At 59.1% G+C, this 24,932-nt stretch carries 25 protein-coding genes and 1 tRNA gene; 13 read left to right on the forward strand and 13 right to left on the reverse strand.

Annotated features, from left to right (window positions below; translation table 11 throughout):
• Positions 1 to 280 precede the first annotated feature (280 nt).
• From G6L97_RS19545 to cydX, 6 genes are all read left to right on the forward strand, one after another.
• Entirely contained in the window at positions 281 to 856 is a 576-nt protein-coding gene (locus G6L97_RS19545) for a GbsR/MarR family transcriptional regulator (RefSeq protein WP_013762080.1), read from the forward strand.
• Between the two features lie 17 nt (positions 857 to 873).
• The gene (gene cydD / locus G6L97_RS19550; protein ID WP_127966416.1) at positions 874 to 2,658 is read left to right on the forward strand and encodes a thiol reductant ABC exporter subunit CydD; all 1,785 of its coding nucleotides are present in this window, start codon (positions 874 to 876) and stop codon (positions 2,656 to 2,658) included.
• The gene (cydC, locus tag G6L97_RS19555) at positions 2,655 to 4,346 is read left to right on the forward strand and encodes a thiol reductant ABC exporter subunit CydC (RefSeq protein WP_035199932.1); all 1,692 of its coding nucleotides are present in this window, start codon (positions 2,655 to 2,657) and stop codon (positions 4,344 to 4,346) included. The genes cydD and cydC overlap by 4 nt, the downstream gene beginning before the upstream one ends.
• 69 nt (positions 4,347 to 4,415) lie before the next feature.
• Complete coding sequence (locus G6L97_RS19560) at positions 4,416 to 5,993, forward strand: cytochrome ubiquinol oxidase subunit I (RefSeq protein ID WP_013762083.1); 1,578 nt, start codon at positions 4,416 to 4,418, stop codon at positions 5,991 to 5,993.
• Positions 5,994 to 5,999: 6 nt separating this feature from the next.
• Entirely contained in the window at positions 6,000 to 7,157 is a 1,158-nt protein-coding gene (gene cydB, locus G6L97_RS19565) for a cytochrome d ubiquinol oxidase subunit II (RefSeq protein WP_004431850.1), read from the forward strand.
• Between the two features lie 27 nt (positions 7,158 to 7,184).
• Positions 7,185 to 7,307 carry a cytochrome bd-I oxidase subunit CydX gene (cydX, locus tag G6L97_RS19570; protein ID WP_004431852.1) on the forward strand — a complete coding sequence of 41 codons (123 nt, stop codon included), beginning with the start codon at positions 7,185 to 7,187 and terminating at the stop codon, positions 7,305 to 7,307.
• A gap of 87 nt (positions 7,308 to 7,394) precedes the next feature.
• On the opposite strand, the gene G6L97_RS19575 is transcribed toward cydX, so the two are convergent.
• The 7 genes from G6L97_RS19575 to G6L97_RS19605 form a co-directional block, all read right to left on the reverse strand.
• Positions 7,395 to 7,583 carry a hypothetical protein gene (locus tag G6L97_RS19575; RefSeq protein WP_174003611.1) on the reverse strand — a complete coding sequence of 63 codons (189 nt, stop codon included), beginning with the start codon at positions 7,581 to 7,583 and terminating at the stop codon, positions 7,395 to 7,397.
• Positions 7,584 to 7,605: 22 nt separating this feature from the next.
• Positions 7,606 to 8,025, reverse strand: a complete 420-nt coding sequence (locus tag G6L97_RS19580) for a DUF3597 domain-containing protein (protein WP_004431862.1) — start codon at positions 8,023 to 8,025, stop codon at positions 7,606 to 7,608.
• 12 nt (positions 8,026 to 8,037) lie between these two features.
• The gene (locus tag G6L97_RS19585) at positions 8,038 to 8,289 is read right to left on the reverse strand and encodes a GlsB/YeaQ/YmgE family stress response membrane protein (RefSeq protein WP_004431872.1); all 252 of its coding nucleotides are present in this window, start codon (positions 8,287 to 8,289) and stop codon (positions 8,038 to 8,040) included.
• A gap of 135 nt (positions 8,290 to 8,424) precedes the next feature.
• Positions 8,425 to 9,282 (reverse strand): carboxylating nicotinate-nucleotide diphosphorylase, encoded by an 858-nt coding sequence (nadC, locus tag G6L97_RS19590; RefSeq protein WP_174003614.1) that lies wholly within the window; start codon positions 9,280 to 9,282, stop codon positions 8,425 to 8,427.
• Between the two features lies 1 nt (position 9,283).
• On the reverse strand, positions 9,284 to 10,849 hold the full coding sequence (locus tag G6L97_RS19595; RefSeq protein ID WP_127966392.1) for an L-aspartate oxidase: 1,566 nt from the start codon (positions 10,847 to 10,849) through the stop codon (positions 9,284 to 9,286).
• Positions 10,846 to 11,817, reverse strand: a complete 972-nt coding sequence (gene nadA / locus G6L97_RS19600; RefSeq protein ID WP_164876663.1) for a quinolinate synthase NadA — start codon at positions 11,815 to 11,817, stop codon at positions 10,846 to 10,848. Before nadA ends, G6L97_RS19595 begins: the two co-directional genes overlap by 4 nt.
• Positions 11,818 to 11,886: 69 nt before the next feature.
• Positions 11,887 to 12,789, reverse strand: a complete 903-nt coding sequence (locus G6L97_RS19605) for an NUDIX hydrolase (RefSeq protein ID WP_174003618.1) — start codon at positions 12,787 to 12,789, stop codon at positions 11,887 to 11,889.
• A 208-nt stretch (positions 12,790 to 12,997) separates the two neighbouring features.
• On the opposite strand from G6L97_RS19605, the gene G6L97_RS19610 reads away from it, so the two are divergent.
• Positions 12,998 to 13,372, forward strand: coding sequence for a PAS domain-containing protein (locus G6L97_RS19610; protein ID WP_004431894.1), 375 nt, complete (start codon positions 12,998 to 13,000; stop codon positions 13,370 to 13,372).
• Positions 13,373 to 13,445: 73 nt separating this feature from the next.
• On the forward strand, positions 13,446 to 13,946 hold the full coding sequence (locus G6L97_RS19615) for a hypothetical protein (protein ID WP_025595216.1): 501 nt from the start codon (positions 13,446 to 13,448) through the stop codon (positions 13,944 to 13,946).
• 71 nt (positions 13,947 to 14,017) lie between these two features.
• Here G6L97_RS19615 and G6L97_RS19620 read toward each other — a convergent pair.
• Positions 14,018 to 14,093 (reverse strand) — tRNA-Ala (locus G6L97_RS19620).
• Positions 14,094 to 14,245: 152 nt separating this feature from the next.
• Complete coding sequence (locus G6L97_RS19625) at positions 14,246 to 14,635, reverse strand: TIGR02300 family protein (protein WP_004431900.1); 390 nt, start codon at positions 14,633 to 14,635, stop codon at positions 14,246 to 14,248.
• Positions 14,636 to 14,833: 198 nt separating this feature from the next.
• Between G6L97_RS19625 and cmk the strand changes: the two genes are divergently transcribed.
• Positions 14,834 to 15,514: a (d)CMP kinase gene (gene cmk, locus G6L97_RS19630; protein ID WP_038494660.1), complete on the forward strand. Its 681-nt coding sequence runs from the start codon at positions 14,834 to 14,836 to the stop codon at positions 15,512 to 15,514.
• 149 nt (positions 15,515 to 15,663) lie between these two features.
• Positions 15,664 to 17,364: a 30S ribosomal protein S1 gene (rpsA, locus tag G6L97_RS19635; RefSeq protein WP_004431908.1), complete on the forward strand. Its 1,701-nt coding sequence runs from the start codon at positions 15,664 to 15,666 to the stop codon at positions 17,362 to 17,364.
• 100 nt (positions 17,365 to 17,464) lie between these two features.
• Here the strand turns inward: rpsA and G6L97_RS19640 are convergent, their stop codons facing one another.
• The 4 genes from G6L97_RS19640 to G6L97_RS19655 all read right to left on the reverse strand — a co-directional run bounded on the left by G6L97_RS19640 (position 17,465) and on the right by G6L97_RS19655 (position 21,581).
• Positions 17,465 to 19,021, reverse strand: a complete 1,557-nt coding sequence (locus G6L97_RS19640) for a hypothetical protein (RefSeq protein ID WP_076844539.1) — start codon at positions 19,019 to 19,021, stop codon at positions 17,465 to 17,467.
• A gap of 259 nt (positions 19,022 to 19,280) precedes the next feature.
• Positions 19,281 to 19,589, reverse strand: a complete 309-nt coding sequence (locus G6L97_RS19645) for a hypothetical protein (RefSeq protein WP_004431913.1) — start codon at positions 19,587 to 19,589, stop codon at positions 19,281 to 19,283.
• Positions 19,590 to 19,639: 50 nt separating this feature from the next.
• The gene (locus G6L97_RS19650) at positions 19,640 to 20,872 is read right to left on the reverse strand and encodes a hypothetical protein (protein WP_019566522.1); all 1,233 of its coding nucleotides are present in this window, start codon (positions 20,870 to 20,872) and stop codon (positions 19,640 to 19,642) included.
• Positions 20,873 to 20,954: 82 nt separating this feature from the next.
• Positions 20,955 to 21,581, reverse strand: coding sequence for a ribonuclease D (locus tag G6L97_RS19655; RefSeq protein WP_004431923.1), 627 nt, complete (start codon positions 21,579 to 21,581; stop codon positions 20,955 to 20,957).
• Between the two features lie 182 nt (positions 21,582 to 21,763).
• Here G6L97_RS19655 and G6L97_RS19660 point away from each other — a divergent pair, with 182 nt between their 5' ends.
• The 3 genes from G6L97_RS19660 (at position 21,764) to G6L97_RS19670 (ending at position 24,862) form a co-directional block, all read left to right on the forward strand.
• Positions 21,764 to 22,378 (forward strand): nucleoside 2-deoxyribosyltransferase, encoded by a 615-nt coding sequence (locus G6L97_RS19660; protein ID WP_035199943.1) that lies wholly within the window; start codon positions 21,764 to 21,766, stop codon positions 22,376 to 22,378.
• On the forward strand, positions 22,375 to 23,124 hold the full coding sequence (locus G6L97_RS19665) for an SDR family oxidoreductase (protein ID WP_035199947.1): 750 nt from the start codon (positions 22,375 to 22,377) through the stop codon (positions 23,122 to 23,124). Before G6L97_RS19660 ends, G6L97_RS19665 begins: the two co-directional genes overlap by 4 nt.
• Before the next feature lie 553 nt (positions 23,125 to 23,677).
• A complete protein-coding gene (locus G6L97_RS19670) occupies positions 23,678 to 24,862 on the forward strand; it encodes a M24 family metallopeptidase (RefSeq protein WP_174003620.1) in 1,185 nt (394 codons plus the stop codon).
• The last annotated feature ends 70 nt before the right edge of the window (positions 24,863 to 24,932 follow it).

A 24,932-nucleotide genomic window follows, 5' to 3' on the forward strand; every position in this document is an offset into this window, starting at 1 on the left:
GCACGCCGGTTTGTCGACGTCTTGATCGGCGGTGGATTAATCCGCCGCCGATTTTTCATGCGCGCGCTTCCATCTACAACAAGACGTCTTTGATGTTATCGATATCATTTCGTGCATCGCGGGCTGTGAAAGTGTGCCAGAGGGCGCAGCCCTGATCCCCGGCAGACGCTGCCTCTTCTGATTTGCACATTTTGACGCAGGTCAAAAAGATGATTTGCCGATTGCCATTTTTTGCTTTATCGAAATTTCAGAAATTACTGAAAATACAGGAAGCAAAGAAATGCCCACCAATCTTTCTCCGCTCGTTCAGTCCTTCGTGCTGCATTTCGGCGAGATGGGCAGCCGCTGGGGCATCAACCGCACGGTCGGCCAGGTCTATGCTTTGCTTTACATCTCGCCGAAGCCGCTCTGCGCGGACGACATTGTCGAGTCGCTCGGCATTTCCCGTTCCAATGTGTCGATGAGCCTGAAGGAGCTTCAGGCGTGGAACCTTGCAATTCTCAAGCATTTCCCCGGCGACCGGCGCGATTTTTTCACGACGCCGGAGGATGTGTGGCAAATTCTGCGCACCCTTGCCGAAGAGCGCAAGAAGCGCGAGATCGACCCGACACTCAGCGTGCTTCGTGAAATCCTGATGGAGAAGCCGGAAAACGAAGAGGAGCGGCATGCGCAGAAGCGCATCGATGAGATGAAAACGCTGATCGAGCAGCTCACCGGCTGGTATGACGATGTGAAGAAGCTGGAGACGGAGCGGTTGGCTTCGCTTCTGGCACTCGGCTCGAAGGTCACGAAGCTTCTGGAGGCCAAGGACAAGATCGTCTCTCTTGCCAGACCCCGTGCCAAGAAGGACAGGTGAGGAGATCGTCCGTGAGCATGTCCGCAGAAATCCGGCAATCCGCCAATGGCGATGATGCAGACTGTCCAGTTCCAGCGGCGGTCTCTCCCGATAAGGCACGGCGGCGCTTCTTCGGTAAATCCACCAATGACAAGGGTGTCGGTATGGCGGAAATCGCGAAGGCACCCGCGGTAGGAAGATCGGTCGCCCTGCTGCATGTCCTGCCGGCTCTGCTCTGGTTGCCGCAGGCGGGTTTGCTTGCATTTTCGGTCGGAAACATTGCCGACGGTGCGCCGATAACGGCGATCCTGCCGGCGGCCGTGGCTGTTCTCATTCTCGGTCTCATCAAGGCATGGCTGGAAAAAGTTGCCGCGAGACTGTCGTTTCGCGCCGCGCGTGCCGCCCTTTCGCGGCGGCGGCTGCAAGCGCTTCATGCCGTTGCGGAGGTGTCGCCGCTTGATCTGGCGCGCACGGCCTCCGGCGAGGCGGCAAGCGTCATCGCGGAGGCAGCCGAAGCGCTGGTACCATATTTCTCCAGGTTCCAGCCTGCGCGGATGAAAGCTACCATTGTACCCTTGGTTTTCGTGCTGGCAGTCCTGCCATTTACCTGGATTGCGGCGCTTGTTCTGCTGCTTTCCATGCCCACTATCCCGCTTTTCATGGCGCTGATCGGCTGGCAGGCGAAGGCTGCCAGTGAAAAGCAGCTGGCCGAGACCGGCAACATGAATGCTTTCCTGCTCGATCGCCTGCGCGGTCTGGAAACGATCCGCGCACTGGCAGCCGTTGATCTGACCGCTGGACGCCTGCGCACGGACGCAGAGAACCTCAAGAAGCGGACGATGGCTGTCCTGCGGATCGCCTTTCTGTCCTCGGCGGTGCTGGAGCTTTTCGCTGCCCTCGGCGTTGCCATGACCGCCGTTTATATCGGTTTCCATCTGCTCGGTTTTCTCGATTTCGGCGCGTGGGGCGAGAAGCTGACACTTGCCGAGGGGCTGTTCATCCTGCTTCTGGCGCCTGCCTTTTTCGAACCGCTGCGGGAGTTGTCCGCCGTCTGGCACGACCGCGCAGCCGGCGAGGCGGCGCTGGGCGCGCTCGACACATTGACGCGGGCTGGCAAAGCCATCGTGGGTGAGGGTAAGGAGGTCGCAATGGCCCCTTTTCCGACGCCCGGTCTGGTGGAGTTGGCTAATCTCTCCTTCGCCTATCCGAATGCTCCGCCTGTCATTCGGAATCTAAATCTTGCGGTCCAGTCAGGTGAGACAGTCGCGATTCTTGGGCCTTCCGGTTGTGGTAAATCCACTGTACTCTCCTTGATTGCCGGTTTGGCCGAGGCTGACAGCGGTACAATAGGGATCGGGGGCGTAACGCTTGGTCATGCGACTGCCGATGGACTGCGCAAGACAATCGGCTGGGTCAGCCAGAAGCCGTTCTTTTTTGCCGGTTCCCTGAAGGCGAACATTCGCTTTGGCCGCGCCGGTGTCAGCGAAGGCATGGTCGATGAGACGCTGCGCTGCACCGGGCTGGATGCATTGTCGAAAGCACGCCGGCATCTGCCTATAGGAGACGGTGGCTATGGTATTTCGGGCGGGGAGGCGGTGCGCCTCGCCATTGCGCGTGCTTTCGCAGATCCTGCGACGCAGCTTGTTCTGGTCGATGAACCGACAGCGCATCTTGACCGGGAGACGGCTGCGCTCGTGACCGAAAACCTGCTGCAACTCGCAAAAGGCAGGACATTGATCGTCGCAACCCATGATCCTGTGCTCGCCGCGCGCATGGACAGGGTCGTGGATATGACGACGATCCATTCGAGGGGGCAGTCATGATCGCGCGTTTTGCCATATTGAAACCTGTTATTTCCCTGTTCTGGTCGGCGCGCCGCGGCATGCTGCTCGTTGGCGCGGTTCTGGCAGCAACCACGGTGCTGGCGGGTATAGGCCTTCTCGGCGTTTCCGGCTGGTTCATTACTGCGACCGCGATTGCCGGTCTGGTCCCCGCGACGGCCTATGCTTTCGACGTCTTTGCGCCATCGGCGGCCATCCGTCTGCTGGCGTTGTCACGCACCGCTGCCCGTTATGGCGAACGCATGACCACCCATGAGGCGACGCTGTCCGTGCTTGCAGCGCTTCGCGAAAAGCTGTTTCGTGGCTTTGCCGCACCGCAGGCGGCGAAACATCTGGAGGCGAGGCCCGCCCGCCTGCTGAACCGGCTGACTGCGGATATCGACGCGCTGGATTCGCTTTATCTGCGCGTGCTGGTACCCGCCGCCGTCGCAATCCTCGCCGCAATCGCAACAGGCATCGGTCTTGCCCTCCTCAATCCGCTTGCGGGCGTTCTGGCGGCCCTCTTCCTCATTGCGGCGGGTCTTGGCATTTCAGTGCGCTCGGCGTTGACGGCGGAAAAATTTGCGCGTCGCCGGGCAATCGGGCTTGAAGCGCTTCGTGCCCGCACGGCGGACTTGGTCAACGGACAGGTGGAATTGCTCACGACTGCCCGTCTCTCCGCGCAGGTTGCGGCGATTGAACGGGCCGACAATTATCTGCTCGCCTGCGATGACCGCTTGAACCGGATCGAAACCAATGCCGGTTTTTCATTCGGCATCTCAGCGGCGGTTCTTTTGAGTGCGGCTCTCCTCGGCATGGCCTGGCTTGCGGAGCAGGACGTTGTGACCGCGCCGACTGCCGCCCTCGGCCTGCTTGTCTGTTTCGCCGCGCTGGAGCCCTTCACGGCGCTGCGCCGTGGTGCAATGGAACTCGGGCGCACGCTTTTTTCGGCAAGACGCATTGCGCCGCGTCTTTCCGCCGAGGCAGCCGCCAACTGTCCGCGCGTGCCTGCCATGGGCCTGGTGGCTGAGCTTGATGGTGTGCGGCTGGAGCGGGATGGGAACGAAAATCCTGTCCTGACGAATATCAACCTTGCAATCGCCGCCGGAGAGACGATTGCGATTATCGGGCCGAGCGGTGCAGGCAAGACCAGCCTCATCCAGCTTCTGGCTGGTGAAGTGCAACCGGCGGCGGGCAGGGTCAGCGCTTTGCCTTGCTCGCTCATGACGCAGAGAAGTCAGCTTTTCCGAGACAGCATCGCTGATAATCTGAGGCTGGCAAAACCTGCCGCGACCGAGCGTGAACTGTGGGATGCCCTGCAATCGGCAGGCCTTGGCGAGCATGTCAAAACCTTGGCCGCAGGGCTGGATACGAGACTTGGCGAGGCGGGGCAGGGTCTCTCCGGCGGTCAGTCACGACGGCTCGCCCTTGCCCGTTTCCTTCTACGCGACAAACCACTCTGGCTTCTCGACGAGGTGACGGAAGGGCTGGACGGGGAAACCGCCCGTGACGTGCTCGGCCGGCTGTTTGCAAGGGCGGAAGGCAAGACTGTCGTGATGATAACCCACAATCGCCGTGAGGCGGAATTTGCCGATCGCATCATCGTGCTGAGAGAGGGGCGCCAACTTGATCAATGTCAAAGCGGCACCCCGGAATACGACGTAATGCTGCAAACATTGCGTCCGGACTGAGTGATTTTTTCAGGGCCGGCGCCGTTTCGTAACAGAAGGCCGGCCTTTCCTGAAAGGTGGGGTAAAAACATGGAACTCGACATCGTGGCGCTATCGCGCCTGCAATTCGCTGTTACCGCTTTATATCACTTTCTATTCGTTCCCCTGACGATCGGACTGTCCGTGGTGATCGCCATCATGGAAACGGTCTATGTCATGACCGGCCGCACTATCTGGCGGCAGATGACGAAATTCTGGGGTACATTGTTCGGCATCAACTTCGTACTTGGTGTTTCCACCGGCATCGTCATGGAATTCCAGTTCGGCATGAACTGGAGTTATTACAGCCACTATGTCGGCGATATCTTCGGTGCGCCGCTAGCGATCGAAGGGATGATGGCTTTCTTTCTGGAAGCCACCTTCGTCGGTCTGTTCTTTTTCGGCTGGGACAAGCTGTCCAAGCTCGGCCATCTCATCGCAACATGGTGCGTGGCGATCGGCTCGAACTTCTCGGCGTTGTGGATATTGATCGCCAATGGCTGGATGCAGAACCCGACGGGATCGGCCTTCAACCCCCAGACCATGCGCATGGAGGTGACGGATTTCTTCGCGGTGCTGATGAACCCTGTCGCCCAGGCGAAGTTCGTGCACACGGTTTCTGCGGGTTATGTCACTGCCTCCATCTTCGTGCTCGGCGTTTCCGCCTGGTACGTGCTGAAAGGCCGCCATGTCGATCTCGCCAAACGGTCTATGACGGTTGCCGCTTCTTTCGGCCTGGCTGCTGCACTGTCGGTCGTCGTGCTGGGTGATGAAAGCGGTTATCTTTCGACCGAACACCAGAAGATGAAGCTCGCCTCGATCGAAGCCATGTGGGAAACGGAACCGGCACCCGCCCCCTTTACCGCCATCGGTTTTCCTGATCAGGAAGCCCGCGAGACGCATTTCGCCGTGAAAATTCCGTGGGTGATGGGCCTTATCGGCACGCGCTCGCTGGACACCGAAATCCCCGGCATCAACGATCTGGTGGAACTCGCAAAGACCCGCATCCGCGATGGCATCAAGGCCTATGATGCGCTGATGCAGATACGTGCCACCGGCAAGGGCGCGGAACTGCCCGAAGAAGTGCGTGGCACCTTTGCGGAACTCGGCCACGAGCTTGGTTACGCCCTGTTGCTGAAACGTTATGTCGACGATCCGCGCCAGGCGACGGAGGAGCAGATTGCCAAGGCCGCCGCCGATACCATCCCGCATGTGCCGACGCTGTTCTGGGCGTTCCGCATCATGGTCGGTCTTGGCATGTTCTTCATCCTGTTGACGGCGACCTTCTTTTATCTCTCGGCACGGCGCCGGCTGGATCACTATCCGTTCTTGCTGAAGGTGGCCGTCTTCGCCATTCCGCTGCCGTGGATTGCTGCGGAAATGGGCTGGGTGGTCGCGGAATTCGGCCGTCAGCCATGGATCATCGAAGGCGTGCTGCCGACGGCCGCCGCCGTCTCCAGCCTCAGCGCTTCAACGGTTCTGATTACGCTTCTCTGCTTCATCGCCATCTATACGGTGCTGTTCATCGTCGAAATGGGGCTGATGCTGAAGGCGATCCGCAAGGGGCCGGATCCGGATCACGAGCCGGAAGCGCCGCTCGTTCCTGAAAAACTCGTCGCTGCGGAGTAAACGATCATGATATTGCATCAACTCATCGACTACGAAGTCCTCCGCGTCATCTGGTGGCTGCTGCTTGGCGTGGTGCTGATCGGTTTTGCCGTGACCGGCGGTTTCGATCTTGGCACGGGCGCGCTGCTGCCTTTCGTTGCGAAAACGGATCTCGAGCGGCGTGTCGTCATCAATTCCATCGGCCCGGTATGGGAAGGCAATCAGGTCTGGCTCATCCTTGGCGGCGGCGCCATCTTCGCCGCGTGGCCGCCGCTTTATGCGGTGTCGTTTTCAGGTTTTTACCTGGCGATGTTCGCCACACTGTTTGCGCTGATCCTGCGGCCGGTGGGGTTCAAATACCGCTCCAAGCGCGAGAGTACGACATGGCGCAATACCTGGGATTGGGCGCTGTTTGTCGGTGGCTTTGTTCCCGCCCTGATTTTCGGTGTGGCGATCGGCAATGTGCTGCAGGGCGTGCCCTTCCGCTTCAACGATGACCTCAGGATTTTTTACGACGGCACGACTTTGTTCGAGCTTCTCAACCCTTACGCAATCCTTTGCGGCCTCGTTTCTGTTTGCATGCTGGTGATGCATGGTGCGGCCTGGCTGGTGCTGAAGACCGAAGGGCCGGTCGCTGCGCGTGCCCGCAGTTTCGGCAGTATTGCAGCACTTGCCACCACAGTTCTCTTTGCGCTTGGTGGCGTATTGTTGTGGCTCGGTATCGACGGGTATCGCTTCACCTCGGAAGTTGTGACCGACGGTCCGTCCAATCCGTTGTCAAAGACGGTCGAGGTCGCAAGCGGCGTCTGGTTTGCGAATTACGCGGCCCATCCATGGATGATGCTGGCACCGGCGCTCGGTCTTGCCTTCCCGCTCGTCGCCTTCCTGTTGTTAAGGGGCGGGCGTGAGGTGCTGGCGCTGCTTTCCAGTTCGCTTGCCATATTCGGCATCATCTCGACGGTCGGTCTGACGATGTTTCCCTTCATCCTGCCCTCTTCGATCGATCCGAAATCGAGCCTGACGGTCTGGGACGCATCGTCGAGCCATATGACGCTATTCATCATGCTGGTCGTCGCCCTCATCTTCATCCCCATCATCGTCGCTTACACCTCATGGGTCTATCGCGTGCTGTGGGGCAAAGTGGATGAAAAGGCGATCCGTGAAGACAGCGGCCACGCTTATTAATATCGAACAAATACAAGGAGATCGAACATGTGGTATTTCGCCTGGCTGCTCGGCCTGCCTCTCGCCGCCATTTTCGCCGTCATGAACGCCATGTGGTATGAGCTGATGGAAGAAAACGCCAGAAAGGCCGGGGCCAAGCCGGAAAAATAACGCTTCGGGGCACGGGGCAAAAAAGGGCGGCGTCCTATCTGGATGCCGCACTTCTTGTAGAAATCGCCGCGATTGACACGCGCGGTTTCAGTGGATCGCGATGCCGCGCTTGTCCGCTTCTTCCTTGATGATGTATTCGACCAGCGCTCTCTTGAGATTTGGGTTTCCCAGAAGATAGTCGTCGGCAATCTCAAAAATCGATTTCGGATTCTCGGTCCTGTGCAGGGTGTCGAGGTCCTGGCCGATCTGCTCTCGCAAGTTTGAATAGTCGTCCATCGCGGTTCTCCCGGTCACCGGTTCAATGCAGAAGTTCTGCCGGAACCTTGCCGCCGTTTTCAGACAGCTTCTTGATGACAGCCTTGTGCAGCCAGATGTTCATTGTGGCTGAGTCCGAGGTATCACCGGTATAGCCGAGTTCGCTTGCCAGTTCCTTGCGAGCGGTTAGGCTGCTGTCCAGATCGAGCGCTTTCAGAAGATCGACGATCGAATGTTTCCAGTCGAGTTTCTGCCCGTTCTGCTTGACCGCCGCGTCCAGAATGGATGCGACATCGACGCTGCCGGTGGATGCCGGAGCAGCGGCTGTCGGTGCGGGTGCTGCTGGCTGAGCCGGAGCGGCCGGGCTTGCGCCTGTCGTGGGCGCGCCAGCTGGCGCCGAAGTCTGCGGTGCAGCCTCTGCCTTGCCAAAAATCGCGTTCTTGATCTTGTCGAAAAAGCTCATTGTGTCCTCCCTCTATCGGCGAAATGCGCGCCCGATGGCAATGAGAATGCATGCGCCGATGAAACCGGCGATAAGGTATCCAATCCAGCCTCCGAGCGAAATGCCCACAAGCCCAAGCAGGAAATTGGCGACGATGGCGCCAACGATGCCGAGAATTATGTTCATGAAAAGACCCATGTTGCTTTTCATGAACTGTTCGGCAAGCCAACCGGCTACGCCGCCGATGATGATTGCTGCAATCCAGCCGATTTGTGCGTCTTCCATAACAGGCCTTTCCTTTGTGAGAGAGGTCCGCAGGCATATGGACAGGCTTTTGCGCGCACTGATCCCCCCGCCTCTTGACCCCAGGCAGGGAATTAACGGCCAATCGAGGATTTTGTTCCGGTCTCCTTGCTTTCGTCAGCTTTGGCTTTGAAAGTCCAGCCCGATATCCAGAACCGGCGCGCTGTGGGTCAGCCAGCCGACGGAGATGAGATCGATGCCGGTTGCTGCAATGGCTGCTGCGGTTTGAGGGGTGATGCGTCCGGAGGCCTCGGTGATGGCGCGTCCGGCGACGATCTGCACCGCCTCGCGCAGCTGTTCCGGCGGCATGTTGTCGAGTAGAACCGCATCGACTCCTTCCTCCATCGCCTCGCGCAATTGCAAGAGCGTATCGACCTCCACCTCGATCTTGACCAGATGTCCGACACCCGCCTTGGCGCTGCGGATAGCGTCACGCACGCCGCCGGCAACGGCGGTGTGGTTGTCCTTGATGAGAACAGCATCATAAAGGGCAAAACGGTGGTTCATGCCGCCGCCGGCGCGCACGGCATATTTTTCCAGCGCCCTGAGGCCCGGCGTCGTTTTGCGCGTGCAGGCAACCGAGGCTCTGGTGCCGGAGATGGCGGCAGCAATTGTAGCGGTGACGGACGCGATGCCTGAGAGATGGCCGAGAAAATTAAGGGCGGTGCGCTCCGCCGTCAAAAGACCGCGCGAGGGACCCTCGATTGTCGCGATAATATCGCCCGGAGCGACCGCCGCGCCATCCTGCACCTGACGCCTCATCACGATTATCGGGTCCACCAACTGGAAAGCCAGTTCTGCGGCATCAAGACCTGCGATGACACCTGGTTCACGCGCCGCCATGACGACGACTGAGCGATGATCGGCGGGGATGACTGCGGCAGAGGTGATGTCGCCCGCCAGACCCAGGTCTTCCAGAAGGGCGTTGCGGACAAGCGGCTCCACGATAATGCGTGGCAGAGGGGTGAGGGTCATGTCAGGCGCTCCGCGCAATGCTGGAAGAAAAAAGATTGGACGATGAGAGGTCATGGGCAATGGCGATGACATCGGACAGGCAAAGCCTGCGCCTTGTGGCGGTCGCGTCCTTTTCCGGGAAATCGTTACGGAAATGGGCCCCGCGCGATTCTCTTCGCAAGGCGGCGAAGACGGCGATTGCGAGCCCGACGATGGCGGGATCGGATGCCGGGCCGTTCTGTTCGGCCAGTGGGAGAAGTTCGCTGATCGCGCTGATCAACCCCGCTTCATGTCTGGCGATGCCGAGATGGCGGGAGACGATGGGCCGGACGATAGACGGGTCTGCTGCCGAAAGAACAGGCGTTGCGAATGGCGTGACAGCTGTCACCCGTTTTGATGCCGGTCGGGCGGCAATATCTTTTGCCGCACGCATGCCCATGGCAGCCGCCTCCAGCAGGGAGTTGCTGGCCAGCCGGTTAGCCCCGTGAAGACCGGTGCAGGCGGTTTCGCCCGCAACCCATAGGCCCGGCACGGAACTACGGCCATTACCATCCGTGGCGACGCCGCCCATGTGGTAGTGCACGGCGGGACGGACGGGCACGAGTTCGCGGGCGGGGTCTATACCAGCCTCGCGGCATAGCAGGTCGATTGACGGGAAACGCGCCGAAAAACCGCTGCCGATCGCCTTGCGGGCATCGAGAAAGACTTTGCCGCCGCGCAGGATTTCCCGGTCGATGGCGCGGGCGACAATATCGCGGGAGGCAAGTTCTGCACCCGGAACGGCCGCCATGAAACGTTCGCCGCTTTCATTGAGAAGAACGGCACCTTCGCCCCGCACCGCCTCGCTGACCAGAGCCAGCGGCCGCCGGGGAGAGGAAAGCGCCGTTGGGTGGAACTGGACGAATTCCATATCAGTGAGGATGGCTCCGGCGCGCGCGGCGAGCATGATCCCCTGTCCGAAATTGCCGGTGGGATTGGTGGTGGCCTCATACAGCCCGCCGAGGCCACCGGTTGCAAGAATGACGTTTGTGGCCGGCAGAACAAAGCTGCCCTTTTGCCCGGCGCAGATGAGACCGGCTATGGCCCCGCCTTCTGTCAGCAGCCGGCGCACCTCCGCACCTTCCAGGACTGCGATGGACGGCGTGTTGAGAACGGCGGCTGCAAGAGCCCTCACAATGGCCGCACCCGAGCCGTCACCTTCGGCATGCAGGATGCGCCGGCGGCCATGGGCGGCTTCCAGCCCGAAAACGAGCCTGCCTTGTGCATCGCGATCGAAACGAACTCCGGCTCGTTCCAGGGCATCGATGACGGCGGGGGCGGTGGAGACGATATCCGCTGCCATAGCCGCGTCACAGAGGCCGTCGCCTGCGGCGAGCGTATCGGCAAGATGCAGTGCAGTGCTGTCGTCAGCGCCAAGGCTTGCAGCAATGCCGCCCTGCGCCCAGGCGCTGGACGTTTCGCCACCGAGCGCGCCGCGGGTCAGAAGCAGGACCGGTTGCGGTGCGAGCGTCAATGCTGCCATCAGGCCGGCAATACCGCTGCCGACGATGACCGTCCTGCCTGCATATTGCGACAGAGCGTCACTCATACCGCCAGCATCCTTTCCACCGCGCGGCGGGCGGCGACCGCAACAGCTGGATCGATTGTCACCTCGTGGCGGTTTTCTTCAAGCGCTGTGCGGATATTGCCGAGCGTGATGCGCTTCATGTGCGGGCAGAGGTTGCAGGGGCGGATGAATTCGACATCGGGATGATGCACGGCGACATTGTCGCTCATCGAGCATTCCGTCAAAAGCACCACGCGGGCCGGTCTTTCCCGGCCGACGTAATCCGACATGACAGCGGTCGAGCCGGAAAAATCTGCGGCCTCAACGACATCGGGCGGACATTCGGGATGCGCGAGAACGGTAATGCCGGGATGGCTTTCGCGCAATTCCCTGATGTCGTTGGCGGTGAAAAGCTCATGCACCTCGCAATGGCCGCGCCATGCGATGAGTTCGACATTGGTCTCCCGCGCCACATTCTTCGCCAGATATTCGTCCGGCAGCATCAGCACGCGCGGCACGCCGAGCGATTCCACCACTTGGCGGGCATTGCCGGAGGTGCAGCATATGTCGGAAGCCGCCTTCACCGCCGCCGAGGTGTTCACGTAAGTGACGACAGGAACGCCGGGATAGGCCTTGCGCAGAAGTGCGATGTCTTCGGGCGTGATGGAATCGGCGAGCGAGCAGCCGGCGGCCATATCCGGAATAAGCACGGTTTTTCCCGGATTGAGCAGCTTTGCCGTCTCAGCCATGAAATGCACGCCGGCGAGAACGATCACATCCGCTTCTACTTCCATTGCCTTGCGCGCAAGGGCGAGGCTATCGCCAACGATATCGGCAACGCCGTGGAAGATTTCCGGCGTCTGGTAATTATGGGCGAGGATGACGGCGTTGCGCCTGCGCTTCAGATCGAGGATCGCCTCCACATCATCCTGAAAACCCATCCATTCCGCCTTGGGAATGACGCGGCTGACGCGGTCGTAAAGGCTTGCGGCAGATATCTGTTCGTTCACGGCACTCTCCCATTTATACTCTATTTGAGTATATCTACGGCAAACAGATATTCTCATTGTGAGCATATGTCAATTGCGGGAGAGTGGCAGTTTGGTTCCGGAAAGGGCGCGTTCATTCACAACGGTCTGGCGGAATCGGAAGAGCTTTGCAGGGCGTCCGCCGGTTTCGGTCGCCATGTCGCCAGTTTCTTCCACCAGCTGCTGCTGTTCTATCAGCCGGCGGAAGTTCTGCTTGTGCAGCGTCAGACCGGCGAGCGCCTCCACCGCGCGCTGCAATTGCAGCAGGGTGAAAGCGTCGGCCATCAGTTCGAAAACTACAGGCCGGTATTTGATCTTAGCCCGGAGGCGCGCGATGCCGGTGGCAAGAATGCGGCGGTGATCGGCAAACATCGGTCTGCCGAAATTGATCCGAGGCTCACTCTGGGCTTCCTCGACCAGTCCGGCCTCATAGAGCAATTCGTAGCGCTGAAGTGTCAGTTCCTCGTTCCAGCCGCCGCCATCAAGGCCGAAGGTGAAGTCGGCCCGTAAATGGCGCTGGCCTTTGCAGGCAGGGTCGGAATCCGCCCAGCAGCGCAGCTTTTCGATGATGGTGTCCAGAACCGCCGGCCGGCCTTGCCGATGGTCTTCCCAGGGAAAATACTCGTACCAGCCATGCCAGAGAGGGCGGCCATTGCCAGGCGGCTCCTGTTCGCGAACCAGCCCGAGATAACCGATCGATATGGTTCTTCCGCCAAGAATGTCATTGTTGCGGTCCCGGTCGGCGAAGGTGTAGAGCTGTTCGAGATAGCCGACGGGATGATGTGTCTGTTCGTGTATCCACTCTCTCAACCCGCTCTGAAGCGTCCTGTGTCCGAATTCAAACGGCCCTGATGGAAGTGCCGCGCCCGCCCGCACGGTCATTACCCGCGGCTCGTCCGTGGTGATTGCGGTGACGACGGCGATGAGTTCGGCGTGGGCAAGCCCTATGGTCACGGCGGGTCCTCTGGTAGATGGCGTCGGTATCGACCTTCTTTGGCACAGGAATGCCTGTTCGCCAACAAGCGGGCGGGGAAACGCGGATGCCGACGCGCATGTATAACTTTACGTAGTGATCAGACAAAAGAATAAGTGCTTGTGGTTAGTCGCGTATCGTCCTTTATGTTAAGACCCGCGTCAAAAGCATCCATAATGTAGAAGGCCGATGTTAGAGGATATATATCTCGAAGAAACACTTGTGGGTTATTACACCTGGAACGTGGGGCAGAATCTGGTTTATCTGGATGCTGTGGCGGCTCGCCTGCGCGAATTTTCCGAAGAGAAAGCCGCCCGCGGCATTCCCGTGGAGGATTTCATAGATCAGATCGAAAGCGGCTCGCGCGCGCGTGTGGCCAAGGCGGTTTACAACTCGCTGACGAACGGCGTGTTCTATGATCAGCAATACCGCATCGAACTCAAATCCGGCGATTTTCGCTGGCTGCGGACAACGGGCAGGGTTATCCTTGATGGTGACCGCATTCCAATCATGGCGATGGGCACGGTGCGAGACATCACCTCGCGCAAGATTTTATTGATGTAATATTTATCGCGTTCGGTCTGTCTTGAAAAAAACGCCGATCTATTTCTTGTCGATTGTTTTGATGTGCGGTGACATGGTTCGGCAGGTTTTCATTTTGCTGTTTCAGATCGTGCTGGTCACGGGGCTTGGTATAGCCGGCATCCGCATCGCCTCGCTCATGAATGGCGAGGCGGCATATCCAGCGACTGGCCTCTCCGCAAACACGGAAACGCTGTGGACGACCTCTCCGGTCCGGGTCGATCCCCGCCATCAGAATTATGAGCGTATTCCGACCCCGCCCGATCCATACCCCCTGAAAATATACGCGGATCAGCGCCTGCGCGTTGCGTCCAACAATCGCTTCACCTTCAAAGGACAGGAGTTCCGCCTCGCCGGTGTGGAAGACATCGACCGCAACCGGGTTTGCGCCGGACCTGACGGCCGCCGTTATGCCTGCGGCCTGAACGCCTTCAAGGCGCTTGAGAACCGCCTGCGCGGCAAATATCTGGAATGCCGGGTGCTGGAAGAAGGCGGCGGCGTTCCGTCGGTGGAATGCCGGATCAACGGGCAGGATGTGCGGGCGCTCTTGCAATAGTCAACGCGAAGAACAGACAATGCCGCACGAAAGCCCGTGCTGGACGATGGAAATTTGTATTTTAGAAGGTTTGGTGGAGCTAAGCGGGATCGAACCGCTGACCTCTTGCATGCCATGCAAGCGCTCTCCCAGCTGAGCTATAGCCCCATAAGGGTTCCGGCATTTCGTCCGGTTCCGGGAACCGAAGCGGCTGTTGTTCCGTTCGGTGGCGGCTTACTACTTCGGCTAATCGAAGAGTGCAAGCACAAAAAACAGCCCGGCTTCATTTTTTTGTCGCCGGGCTGGTTTATCCAATAAGATCAAGCTTCTTCGTCGTCGCCCGGTACGCCGATGATGCCGGACATGTCGTCGTCATCGTCGTCTTCGTCGGCTTCGAGGAAGGTGTCGTCGTCGTCGCCGATTTCCACGTCGTCGTCATCGTCGCCCAGGTCCGGGATATCGTCGCCGCTGTTGTCGCCGTCGGCGTCTTCCAGCGATACGAGTTCGACTTCCGTGTTTTCGGCATCGACTTCCGCGACTTCTTCTTCTTCAGCCTGCTCGAGCTTTGCCTGAGCGGTGCTTTCTTCAAAGAAGGAGAGCGGCCAGGACTTGCCGCTATAGGGAGAAACGACCGGGTCGCGGTTCAGATCGTAGAACTTCTTGCCGGTATCGGGGTCTGTGCGCTTGGTACCAAGGTCCGCTTTTGCCACTGTCTAAGCCTCAAATTGTCGAATGAGTTTCGGTGTGTACGCCGTAAAACCGGCATAGACGGTAAAATTTCTAGCCGGTCCCCTTAATCGTTGCGGTCTTTCGTGTCAAAGACAAACTTTGGAGGCCGCCCTCCCATGATGCGACTTGTATGTCAGGCTGCTCATAAAGATTGGAGGCCGACGCACTCTACTGTATTAATGATGGACGCACAGGCAGAAAGCTTCATGACCTTTACGATTGCCATAGATGGGCCAGCTGCGGCGGGCAAAGGGACCTTGTCACGCAAGATTGCGGAGACCTATGGTTTCCATCATCTCGACACCGGGCTGACCTACAGAGCCACGGCCAAGGCACTTCTTGACGCCGGCCTGCCGCTCGATGACGAGAACGTCGCTGAAAAGGTGGCACTGCAACTCGACCTTGCCGGCCTCGACCGCGCGGTGCTTTCAAGGCACGATATCGGCGAGGCGGCGTCCAGGATTGCGGTGATGACGCCGGTGAGGCGCGCGCTCGTGACAGCGCAGCAGCGGTTTGCGGCAAAGGAACCGGGCACGGTTCTGGATGGCCGCGACATCGGCACGGTGGTGTGCCCGGAGGCGCCGGTGAAGCTCTACGTCACCGCTTCGCCGGACGTGCGGGCGCGCAGGCGTTATGATGAAATCGTCGCCAACGGCAGCGTTGCCGATTACGACGCCATTTTCGCCGAGGTGAAGAAACGCGACGAGCGCGACATGGGCCGAGCCGACAGCCCGTTGAAACCGGCTGAAGACGCGCACTTGCTAGATACGTCGGAAATGAGTATAGAGGCGGCGTTTCAGGCCGCGCGGATGATTATCGACGCCGCCCTGAAGAAACAGGTTTTTCGCGGAACCGCTTGAATCGGTCCGCGTTTAGTCCGGAATTGCCTGAAGACATGTCCTTGCGCCGGGAAGCCTTTTAAAAAGGCGGGCATGGGTTCGGGTATCAACAACGCTAGCCCACCGGCGCTTTTGTATTCGCTCTCGCGCGGATGCAATCAGGAGATTTCATGTCAGTATCTACCCCCACGCGCGAAGATTTCGCAGCGCTTCTCGAAGAATCCTTTGCCTCTAACGATCTTGCCGAAGGCTATGTTGCCAAGGGTATCGTAACGGCAATCGAGAAGGACGTTGCCATCGTCGACGTTGGCCTCAAGGTTGAAGGCCGCGTACCGTTGAAGGAATTCGGCGCGAAGTCCAAGGACGGCACGCTGAAGGTCGGCGACGAAGTCGAAGTTTACGTCGAGCGCATCGAAAACGCACTCGGCGAAGCCGTTCTGTCGCGCGAGAAGGCTCGCCGCGAAGAAAGCTGGGTCAAGCTCGAAGCCAAGTTCGAAGCTGGCGAGCGCGTCGAAGGCGTTATCTTCAACCAGGTCAAGGGTGGTTTCACCGTCGATCTGGACGGCGCCGTTGCCTTCCTTCCGCGTTCGCAGGTCGACATTCGTCCGATCCGCGACGTTACCCCGCTGATGCACAACCCGCAGCCCTTCGAAATCCTCAAGATGGACAAGCGTCGCGGCAACATCGTTGTCTCGCGCCGCACGGTTCTCGAAGAGTCCCGCGCCGAGCAGCGTTCTGAAATCGTTCAGAACCTCGAAGAAGGCCAGGTTGTTGACGGCGTCGTCAAGAACATCACCGATTACGGTGCGTTCGTTGACCTCGGCGGCATCGACGGCCTGCTGCACGTTACCGACATGGCATGGCGCCGCGTCAACCATCCTTCGGAAATCCTCAACATTGGCCAGCAGGTCAAGGTTCAGATCATCCGCATCAACCAGGAAACCCACCGTATCTCGCTCGGCATGAAGCAGCTCGAGTCCGATCCGTGGGATGGCATCTCCGCCAAGTACCCGGTTGGCAAGAAGATCTCCGGTACGGTCACGAACATCACCGACTACGGTGCATTCGTCGAGCTGGAGCCGGGCATCGAAGGCCTGATCCACATTTCCGAAATGTCCTGGACCAAGAAGAACGTACATCCCGGCAAGATCCTGTCCACGAGCCAGGAAGTTGACGTTGTCGTTCTCGAAGTCGATCCGTCCAAGCGCCGTATCTCGCTCGGCCTCAAGCAGACGCTGGAAAACCCGTGGCAGGCATTTGCCTTCAGCCATCCGGCCGGCACTGAAGTCGAAGGCGAAGTCAAGAACAAGACCGAATTCGGCCTGTTCATCGGCCTCGAAGGCGATGTCGACGGCATGGTTCACCTGTCGGATCTCGACTGGAACCGTCCGGGCGAACAGGTCATCGAAGAGTTCAACAAGGGTGACGTGGTCAAGGCCGTCGTTCTCGATGTTGACGTCGAGAAGGAACGCATCTCGCTCGGCATCAAGCAGCTCGGCAAGGATGCTGTCGGTGAAGCCGCAACGTCCGGCGACCTGCGCAAGAACGCAGTCGTTTCGTGCGAAGTCATCGCCGTTAACGACGGTGGCGTGGAAGTGAAGCTCGTCAACCACGAGGACATCACCTCCTTCATCCGCCGCAACGACCTCGCACGCGATCGTGACGATCAGCGTCCGGAGCGTTTCGCAGTTGGCCAGGTTTTCGACGCTCGCGTCGTCAACTTCTCGAAGAAGGACCGCAAGGTCATGCTTTCGATCAAGGCTCTGGAAATCGCTGAAGAGAAGGAAGCCGTCGCACAGTTCGGTTCGTCCGACTCTGGCGCTTCGCTCGGCGACATCCTCGGTGCGGCTCTGAAGAACCGCAGCGAATAATCGCTAGAGATCGTTTGATATAAAGAACCCGCCGGAATTTTCCGGCGGGTTTTTTGTTGGCTGCAGTATTCGTGGCATAGGCCAATGGGCGGCGCGGAATTCAGTGCATGCCACTCATCTTGAGGTAATAATTTTCCGCACTGTCGTCGAAAGCCGCTGTCCGCGGATTTTCCCCATCGCCAATCTCGTCATTGGCGGCCACCCGCTCTTCCATCTCGTCCTGACCGTCGGGATTTTCGCCCTCCGCATCGCCATTCGCTTCATCCTCGGAAAATGGACCACGCCCGCGATGCGGCGTTTCCGATTCGTGGTCCTCTTCCGCCGGTGGGTATGCGACGAGCGGTAACGGCGTGCCGTCTTTTGCCAGAGCCGCAGCGATCAGCGATTGCGAAGCCGTTTGTTCCAGCATCGCCATTCTTGCTTCCGGGTCGAGAGCGGCGCGCGGCATGGGCTGGGCTTCTGGCCGGTTGGTAATCGTCTCCGCATCCTCCCCGGTCGGGTGGATGGGCGTTGCGAGGGCAGTTTTTTCGGCAGGCTGCTCTTCGAGTGGTTGCGGTATGGCGCCCGGTGGCGTGGCGGAAAGCTGGGCAGCGGTGGTGGCCTTGACGGGAAGTTTGCCGGCCACTGCAGCAAGGAGCAGGTTTTCCATATCCTTGGCGCCAGCCGTGGACTGGCTGGATGGCGGGTTCAAGGTAGTGCGGGTTTCCCTCGGCTCCAGCTTCATGGTGTCCCGATGCTGAAGTGCAGGGCGCATCTCGGCGTTCTCAGCCCGTGGCGGATTTGCCGGGCGGGCATCTGTCGAAGCTTCCTTTGTTGTGCTGCCCGTTTGCGGCTGAGGCGAGCGTACGGTGCTTTCGGCGGCTTTCCCTTCCGGTTTTGCCGAATCGTGCGGAGAGTCGGACATGTCGGCAGGTGGGGCGGGAAGATTGGCCTGGGGGCCTTGCGGCGCTGCCTGCGCCGCAACCATGGCTTTTATTGCGGCGGCGCTTTGGGCAAGCGGGCCGATGAGCATAGGCAACAGCCGGCCGGGCGCGGCGGCGGTTGCCGGTTGTGCTGTTGTTGTGGTGGTCGTTGCCGGGTTTGGGCGGCCGTCAGCACTCTGGCTCGGGCCGTTCTGCTGTCTCGCTTGCACTGGCTGCGCGGTCACCGGATTGGCCGAATTGTTCTGCTGATAAGAGGACACCACCGCCTTCGCCGCAAGATCCGTTCCCTTGTAGCGGGAAAGTTCGATCAGCAGCGCAAGCCTTGCGGCATCCGGCCCGGTTGGCTGTTTCAGGATTTCTGCGAGCATCGAAAGGCTCAACCCCTGCAGGACTTTGCTGACCTGTTGTTCCAGCGCCAGGCGCTGCGGTGCGGGCAGGGCGCGCAGCGCATCCGTCAGACGCATCACATAGGTTTGAATGGCTTCGCCGTCGCGCCTTGGGAGGTTCATCAGCTTGCCAAGCGCCTCCGCCAGAACGGCGGTGCTGCGGGAAAGCTGATATTCGCTGGCGAGAGAGGTGACTGCGGCTTTGGCGAAAAGACTGCTGCCATTGTCGGGAGCAAGATTGCTTGCCTGCGGCTGCACGGCCTCCTTCGGCTCCCCGCGCTGCGTCTGCGAGGCTGCGGCTCCATAGGCGGCATCGGCTGCCGGAATTTTCGGTACAGGCGGTAACATGCTGCGCTCCGTTCCTATCGATTACCGCCGCTGGCTGCGAAAGGGCCAGTCCCTGGCTCTCTGATCCGCATTTGGCCTATGTTGAAAGATTGCCGCGCCGGTGATGTACAGGTGTCATCTCGCCCGCTCATGCGGGAGCGCCGTGTGCGTCGCTGGCAGGAATGCTAGCTCTTCGCGATGCACACAGAATCATCAACCCTGAGTCTGGGCCGTAGATATTAAGAATTCGCTAACCATAAAAATCGTGTCGATATGGCAATCAGGGAGAGACGCTGATGAACATGCGGTAAAGCCCGTTATCGTCGGAATTGACCGATGAAATATGGTCTGGTTCGCTGTCTGCTGCCTCAAAGGCTTCCGGCGGCATCGCGTCGAGCCAGCTTGCCTTGGGAAAACCTCTCTCGGGGCGATTTTCAACGGGGGCGATGAGGTTGTCTTCCTCGCTTGCGGCAACGAAATTGTCGTCATTCGGCGCCAGCGGCGGAGCGGCGATCGAGAGCAGCGCTTGCGCCGCATTTGGTTCGGCATCGAGGCCGGCGCTGCCGGATATGCCGGAAATTTGAGACATGTTTGAACTCACATCATGTTTCGCTCAAGTGACTATCGGTAGCGGCGAGATCATGCCGCCTTCTTCTTCAGCAGCGCATAAATTCCATTGTCGTCTATCGAGATCGGCAAAATGGCGCTGCGGGCGTTATCGACGACTGCCTGAGCATCAAGCAGTTTTTCGGCGTCGTCTTTCTGATCGGCTTCCGTCTTGGTTGCGGCGTCTGTCTCTGCGGGTTCGTTGTCATTTTCAGCCGGGGCCGTTTCGCTTGATGGCGTTGCCGCGAGCACGGAGATAAGGGCGATTTCCGAAGAAATATCGACCGGGCCTTGCCCGTCAGTGCCTTGCGCTTTTTCTTCGGCGGCAGCGTCTATGTGTTCCTTCACGACGTCCTGAAGTTTTTGCACATCCTCCAGCTTGCCCTGTGCGTCTCGGGTCTGGATATCCTCTTCCCGCTCGGCCGCAACTTCGGCATCGTTGATTTCGCCCATGCGGTTTTTGCCGCGTTCGGCCTGCAATTCTTCCTTGGTTTTCGGATCGGCAACGTCTTCCAGGCGCTGGATGACCTTCATGGTTTCCCGTGTCATGAATTGGGTGCCCTGCGCCTGATCGTTCAGCGCATTCTTCACGGCGCGTGCCGCATCGCCAAATGGGTTTGCGATTGCGGCGATCATCTGCTGCGCGGAAATACCAAGTTCCTTGAGGCCAGTCGATTCTTCGAGATCATTGACATTTTTGGGTGCGGTGGCGCGCACTGCCATGATTGCTTTCGACATCTGCACGCCGAAATCTTCTTCCTTGCCGCTCAGGCCGGCATTTTGGGCAATGCGTGCGGCAAGTGCTGCCATGGGCGCGGTCTTGGTAGTTACGCCGTTATTCAGGACTTCCACGACCTGCGCTTCCGAAACGCCGAAGGATTTCAGCGAAATCGTCGTGGCTTTTCCTGCCGCATCGGTTTTTTCAAAGCCGTCGGTCAGGGTCAGCGCGTCCTGAAGCCTTTGCGCGAAAGCGGCGTTCGATTCATCGTTTTCCTGGGTGATGCCAAGCGCAGACGAGAAACGGGAGACAAGCGAGGCGAAGGCATCGCCATCAGGCTTCATGGCGCCGAACAGATAGGCGCTTATCTTTTCATTGGCAACGCGATGGCTTTGGTCCGGCTGCGGCTGGGTCTTTATCGTCTCGTCTTTTTTGGTACCGTTCGCTTTTTCCTGCTCTTCGCGATGGCGTTCCTCAATGGTTTCCACCATCGACCGCATGAGGTCGCTGACTGCAATGCTTGCCGTCTGCTGCAACGGTGTAATCATCTGGAAGTCCCCGGCCACCCAAAGTTGCGGCCGAGAATAGGCAGTTTCGGTAAATCAGTCCTTAAACGAAGCGTGAAACCGCTCAGCTATGGGCGAAGATATCCGTTTCGTCCCAGCCCAGAAGATCGAGCTTGGCACGGGTCGGCAGAAACGCGAAACAGGCATCGGCATGATCGAGGCGACCATCACGCACGAGGCGGTGGGTCAGCTTGTCGCGCAGCGCATGCAAATGCAGCACATCGGATGCGGCATATTCGAGCTGTGCGGGTGACAGTTTTTCTGCTGCCCAGTCGGACGATTGCTGCGCCTTGGAGATGTCGACCTCAAGCATTTCCTTCAGATTGTCCTTCAGCCCGTGCCGGTCGGTATAGGTGCGGGTCAGGCGGGAGGCGATCTTGGTGCAGAAAACCGGCGTCGTCGTCACACCGAACGTGTGGAACAGAACGGCGATATCGAAACGGCCATAGTGAAAAATCTTCTGCCGGGCAGGGTCTGCAAGCATATGGGTGAGGTTTGGAGCTTCCTTCTGGCCGGCGGCGATGCGGATGACATCCGCCGTACCGTCTCCAGGAGAAAGCTGAACGACACAGAGACGGTCACGGCGTGGCACCAGCCCCAGTGTTTCCGTATCGATTGCGATGGCGCCAAGGTAGCGTGCGGCATCTGCGGCGGAAATATCGCCTTCGTGATAACGGATGGTTGCTGCCATTGTCTTGCTCCGGGAATGTCCAGTTCGTTGCTCCGGCTATAACGGAAAGACAGGTTTGACGATACCGTTTTGTAGGTCGCTCCGACGCGCCTTGGCGCATGTCCGCTTGGTACTTGCGTTTGCGAAAGTCTCCGGGTTAGGTTTGCGGAAATCCTGTTTCTCCAAATTGTATGAAATTTCCTATGACAAAGAAAATCTATCTCGCCGGGCCGGAGGTCTTCCTCCCGAATGCCCGTGAAATGCTCGACCTCAAGGCCTCGCTTGCACGCGAGGCCGGGTTTACGCCGCTTTCGCCGGGCGATTTGGAAATTCCGCCCGCGGACACGAAAATCGGCCACGGCTGCAACATCAATGCCATAGACGAGCGGATGATGCTGGAAGCGGATGCGGTTATCGCCAATCTCACGCCGTTTCGCGGCATCGCCGCCGATACGGGAACGAGCTACGAACTGGGGTTCATGTGCGCGCTGGGCAAGCCGGTTTTCGCCTACACCAATGTCGCGGCCAATCACTTCACCCGCATCATGGCGCAATATAACGGTGTTGCCGCAATCGATGAAACAGGGCGCTATCGCGGCCCGGACGGTTTGTCGATCGAGAATTTCGACATGGTCGACAATCTCATGCTGCACGGCGGAATTTTGCGGCGGGGCGGCGTCGTCATCGTTGGCAACGCCACGGCAGAGGCCCTTTATACGGATCTCGAGGCGTATAAGCGCTGCCTGGCGGCCGCCGCTGAAAAATTACTGACACAGACTGATCCCGACAGAACGAATTTAGTGGAGACATCATCATGAGCGGTACCATCCTCATCACCGGCGCCACGTCCGGCTTCGGACAGGCCACGGCGCGGCGCTTCGCCAAGGAAGGCTGGAAGGTCATCGGCACAGGTCGGCGGGCGGAACGGCTGGAGGCGCTGGCGCAAGAACTCGGCTCCGCTTTTCACGGCGCTGCCTTCGATGTTACCGAAGAAGATGCCACTAAAAAGGCACTTGCGGCTTTGCCGGAAGGTTTCCGGGACATCGATATTCTCGTCAACAATGCGGGGCTTGCGCTCGGCACTGCACCTGCACCGCAGGTGCCGCTGAAAGACTGGCAGACCATGGTGAACACCAACATCACCGGTCTTTTGAACATCACCCACCATCTTTTGCCCACGTTGATCGACCGCAAGGGCATTGTCATCAACCTTTCCTCGGTAGCTGCGCACTGGCCCTATGCGGGCGGCAATGTCTATGCCGGAACGAAAGCCTTCCTGCGGCAATTCTCGCTCGGTCTGCGCTCCGACCTGCATGGCAAGGGCGTGCGCGTCACCTCGATCGAACCGGGCATGTGCGAAACGGAATTCACGCTTGTTCGCACCGGCGGCAATCAGGATGCCTCGGACAATCTTTACAAGGGCGTCAATCCGATCACGGCCGAGGATATCGCCAATACGATCCATTGGGTCGCCTCGCAGCCCAAGCATATCAACATCAACAGCCTCGAACTCATGCCGGTCAACCAGTCCTTTGCCGGTTTTCAAGTGCATCGGGAAAGTTGATTCCAACGTCTTCTGCGGGAGTGCTAAAAAACAAAGCAGGAATTTTCGAGCTATGCAAAAATGCAATGCTGCATTGCGAGACTTGCTCTGTTAAAAATCGCGGATACCGCTATATTCAAATCATCGAAGCGACGCACTCCTCCTCCCAGTGTCGCTCGATGCGGATCGGTGGTACTCCTCCTCCCAATCACCGATCAAGTTTGAAGCCTGCCGCACCTCCTCCCGCGGCAGGCTTTTTCCTTTTCTGGGCTTCTTTTTCCAATGCATCTTGCGGTGAGGTTTCTGCGCGCCGTCTGCGCCCGGATGACCGATACCCCGCTTTTCCCCTTAAGTTTCCGGGGGATTTCTGATTTTCCGTCAAGGCGATGATTGTCGAAATCGGGCGCGTGTCGATCACGATTTCGTTATGTCTAGATGAATATGCACAGTTTTGTGGCGGTGCATGGTGTTGGCCCATTGCTTAGCCCCCGGCCTGTGTTTAAGCATTGGCAAAAGAACGCTTGGGAGTTGCCGACACGCTTGTGTCTGTGCGCCTGAAAGCGGCGGGGAGAGAATGGCAGACTTTCAAGAGGCGCTGAAGCGGTTTCAGCCGATCGCGGTTTCATCGATCGCTGAAGACGAGCTCGGGTTGCGGTTGCGCGGCCTGCAAGCGCAGCTAATCCAGCAAAATATCAAGGCGGTCTGGCTCGATGCATCATCGTCGCTGACCTATTATACTGGCCTGTCGCTTGGTCTTTCGGAGCGCATTCACGGCGCCCTGGTGCCGGCAGAAGGCAAGCCGGTCTATGTCAGTCCTGCGTTTGAGGAGCCGAAACTACGGACGATCCGTGTCGAGGGCGAAGTTGCCGTCTGGGAAGAGGATGAAAGTCCTTTTGACCTGATGGCAAAGCGAATCGAAGCGCTCGGCTGTCCCGGCCACCTTGTCGCGATCGATCCTGCCACTCCTTTCGTTTTCGCATCGGCCCTGATGCAGCGTCTGGAAGGCCGCATCATTTCCGCCCAGCCGATGATTGTCGCACAGCGGCAGGTCAAATCCGCAGCCGAGATTGCCATCATCCAGGCGGCGATGGATGCGAGCTACGGCGTGCAGAAGGCCGTGTTCGAGGGGCTGCGTCCCGGCATATCCACCACGGAAGTGGCCGACTTCGTTAACGCCGCACATGTTGCGCTTGGCATGAAGCCGCTTTTCGTGGCGGTTCAGTTCGGCGAGGCGACGGCTTATCCGCATGGCGTGCCATATGCGCAGACGCTTGTTGACGGTGACATGGTGCTGGTCGATCTCGGCGGCATCCTTCATGGCTATCGTTCGGATATCACCCGCACCTATGTGTTCGGCCAGCCGACGGAACGGCAGCGTTTTCTCTGGAACGCCGAGCGGGACGCGCAGGCTGCTGCCTTCGACGCGGCCCGGGTCGGGGCTGCCTGCTCGGACGTGGACAAGGCCGCGCGCGACAGCCTGAAAGCGGCCGGTTTTGGGCCGGATTATCAGGTTCCGGGTCTACCGCATCGCACCGGCCATGGGCTTGGGCTGGATATTCACGAAGAACCCTATATCGTTGCAGGAAATGCCACGGCTCTTCAGCCGGGAATGTGCTTTTCCATCGAGCCGATGCTGTGCGTTTATGGGGAATGCGGCGTCCGTCTCGAGGATATAGCTTATATGACGGAGGCGGGACCACGCTGGTTCTGCCCGCCGGAAAAGAACCTCGACCGGCTGTTCCAGCCGGTCGCCGGGTAATTGGTCGGGAGGCACAGGACCGAACGGCGACACGGGGCTCCGCGTCGTCGCTGACCAGGACAGGTAGGCC

This window comes from Agrobacterium tumefaciens (genome assembly GCF_013318015.2).
GTDB classification, from domain to species: Bacteria; Pseudomonadota; Alphaproteobacteria; order Rhizobiales; family Rhizobiaceae; genus Agrobacterium; species Agrobacterium tumefaciens.

Excerpts from the sequence above, each read along its gene's own strand:
- G6L97_RS19545 (WP_013762080.1), top strand. The coding sequence starts at position 281 with ATGCCCACCAATCTTTCTCCGCTCGTTCAGTCCTTCGTGCTGCATTTC.
- cydD (WP_127966416.1), top strand. The coding sequence starts at position 874 with ATGTCCGCAGAAATCCGGCAATCCGCCAATGGCGATGATGCAGACTGT.
- cydC (WP_035199932.1), top strand. The coding sequence starts at position 2,655 with ATGATCGCGCGTTTTGCCATATTGAAACCTGTTATTTCCCTGTTCTGG.
- G6L97_RS19560 (WP_013762083.1), top strand. The coding sequence starts at position 4,416 with ATGGAACTCGACATCGTGGCGCTATCGCGCCTGCAATTCGCTGTTACC.
- cydB (WP_004431850.1), top strand. The coding sequence starts at position 6,000 with ATGATATTGCATCAACTCATCGACTACGAAGTCCTCCGCGTCATCTGG.
- cydX (WP_004431852.1), top strand. The coding sequence starts at position 7,185 with ATGTGGTATTTCGCCTGGCTGCTCGGCCTGCCTCTCGCCGCCATTTTC.
- G6L97_RS19575 (WP_174003611.1), bottom strand. The coding sequence starts at position 7,583 with ATGGACGACTATTCAAACTTGCGAGAGCAGATCGGCCAGGACCTCGAC.
- G6L97_RS19580 (WP_004431862.1), bottom strand. The coding sequence starts at position 8,025 with ATGAGCTTTTTCGACAAGATCAAGAACGCGATTTTTGGCAAGGCAGAG.
- G6L97_RS19585 (WP_004431872.1), bottom strand. The coding sequence starts at position 8,289 with ATGGAAGACGCACAAATCGGCTGGATTGCAGCAATCATCATCGGCGGC.
- nadC (WP_174003614.1), bottom strand. The coding sequence starts at position 9,282 with ATGACCCTCACCCCTCTGCCACGCATTATCGTGGAGCCGCTTGTCCGC.
- G6L97_RS19595 (WP_127966392.1), bottom strand. The coding sequence starts at position 10,849 with ATGAGTGACGCTCTGTCGCAATATGCAGGCAGGACGGTCATCGTCGGC.
- G6L97_RS19610 (WP_004431894.1), top strand. The coding sequence starts at position 12,998 with ATGTTAGAGGATATATATCTCGAAGAAACACTTGTGGGTTATTACACC.
- G6L97_RS19615 (WP_025595216.1), top strand. The coding sequence starts at position 13,446 with ATGGTTCGGCAGGTTTTCATTTTGCTGTTTCAGATCGTGCTGGTCACG.
- cmk (WP_038494660.1), top strand. The coding sequence starts at position 14,834 with ATGATGGACGCACAGGCAGAAAGCTTCATGACCTTTACGATTGCCATA.
- rpsA (WP_004431908.1), top strand. The coding sequence starts at position 15,664 with ATGTCAGTATCTACCCCCACGCGCGAAGATTTCGCAGCGCTTCTCGAA.
- G6L97_RS19640 (WP_076844539.1), bottom strand. The coding sequence starts at position 19,021 with ATGTTACCGCCTGTACCGAAAATTCCGGCAGCCGATGCCGCCTATGGA.
- G6L97_RS19645 (WP_004431913.1), bottom strand. The coding sequence starts at position 19,589 with ATGTCTCAAATTTCCGGCATATCCGGCAGCGCCGGCCTCGATGCCGAA.
- G6L97_RS19650 (WP_019566522.1), bottom strand. The coding sequence starts at position 20,872 with ATGATTACACCGTTGCAGCAGACGGCAAGCATTGCAGTCAGCGACCTC.
- G6L97_RS19655 (WP_004431923.1), bottom strand. The coding sequence starts at position 21,581 with ATGGCAGCAACCATCCGTTATCACGAAGGCGATATTTCCGCCGCAGAT.
- G6L97_RS19660 (WP_035199943.1), top strand. The coding sequence starts at position 21,764 with ATGACAAAGAAAATCTATCTCGCCGGGCCGGAGGTCTTCCTCCCGAAT.
- G6L97_RS19665 (WP_035199947.1), top strand. The coding sequence starts at position 22,375 with ATGAGCGGTACCATCCTCATCACCGGCGCCACGTCCGGCTTCGGACAG.
- G6L97_RS19670 (WP_174003620.1), top strand. The coding sequence starts at position 23,678 with ATGGCAGACTTTCAAGAGGCGCTGAAGCGGTTTCAGCCGATCGCGGTT.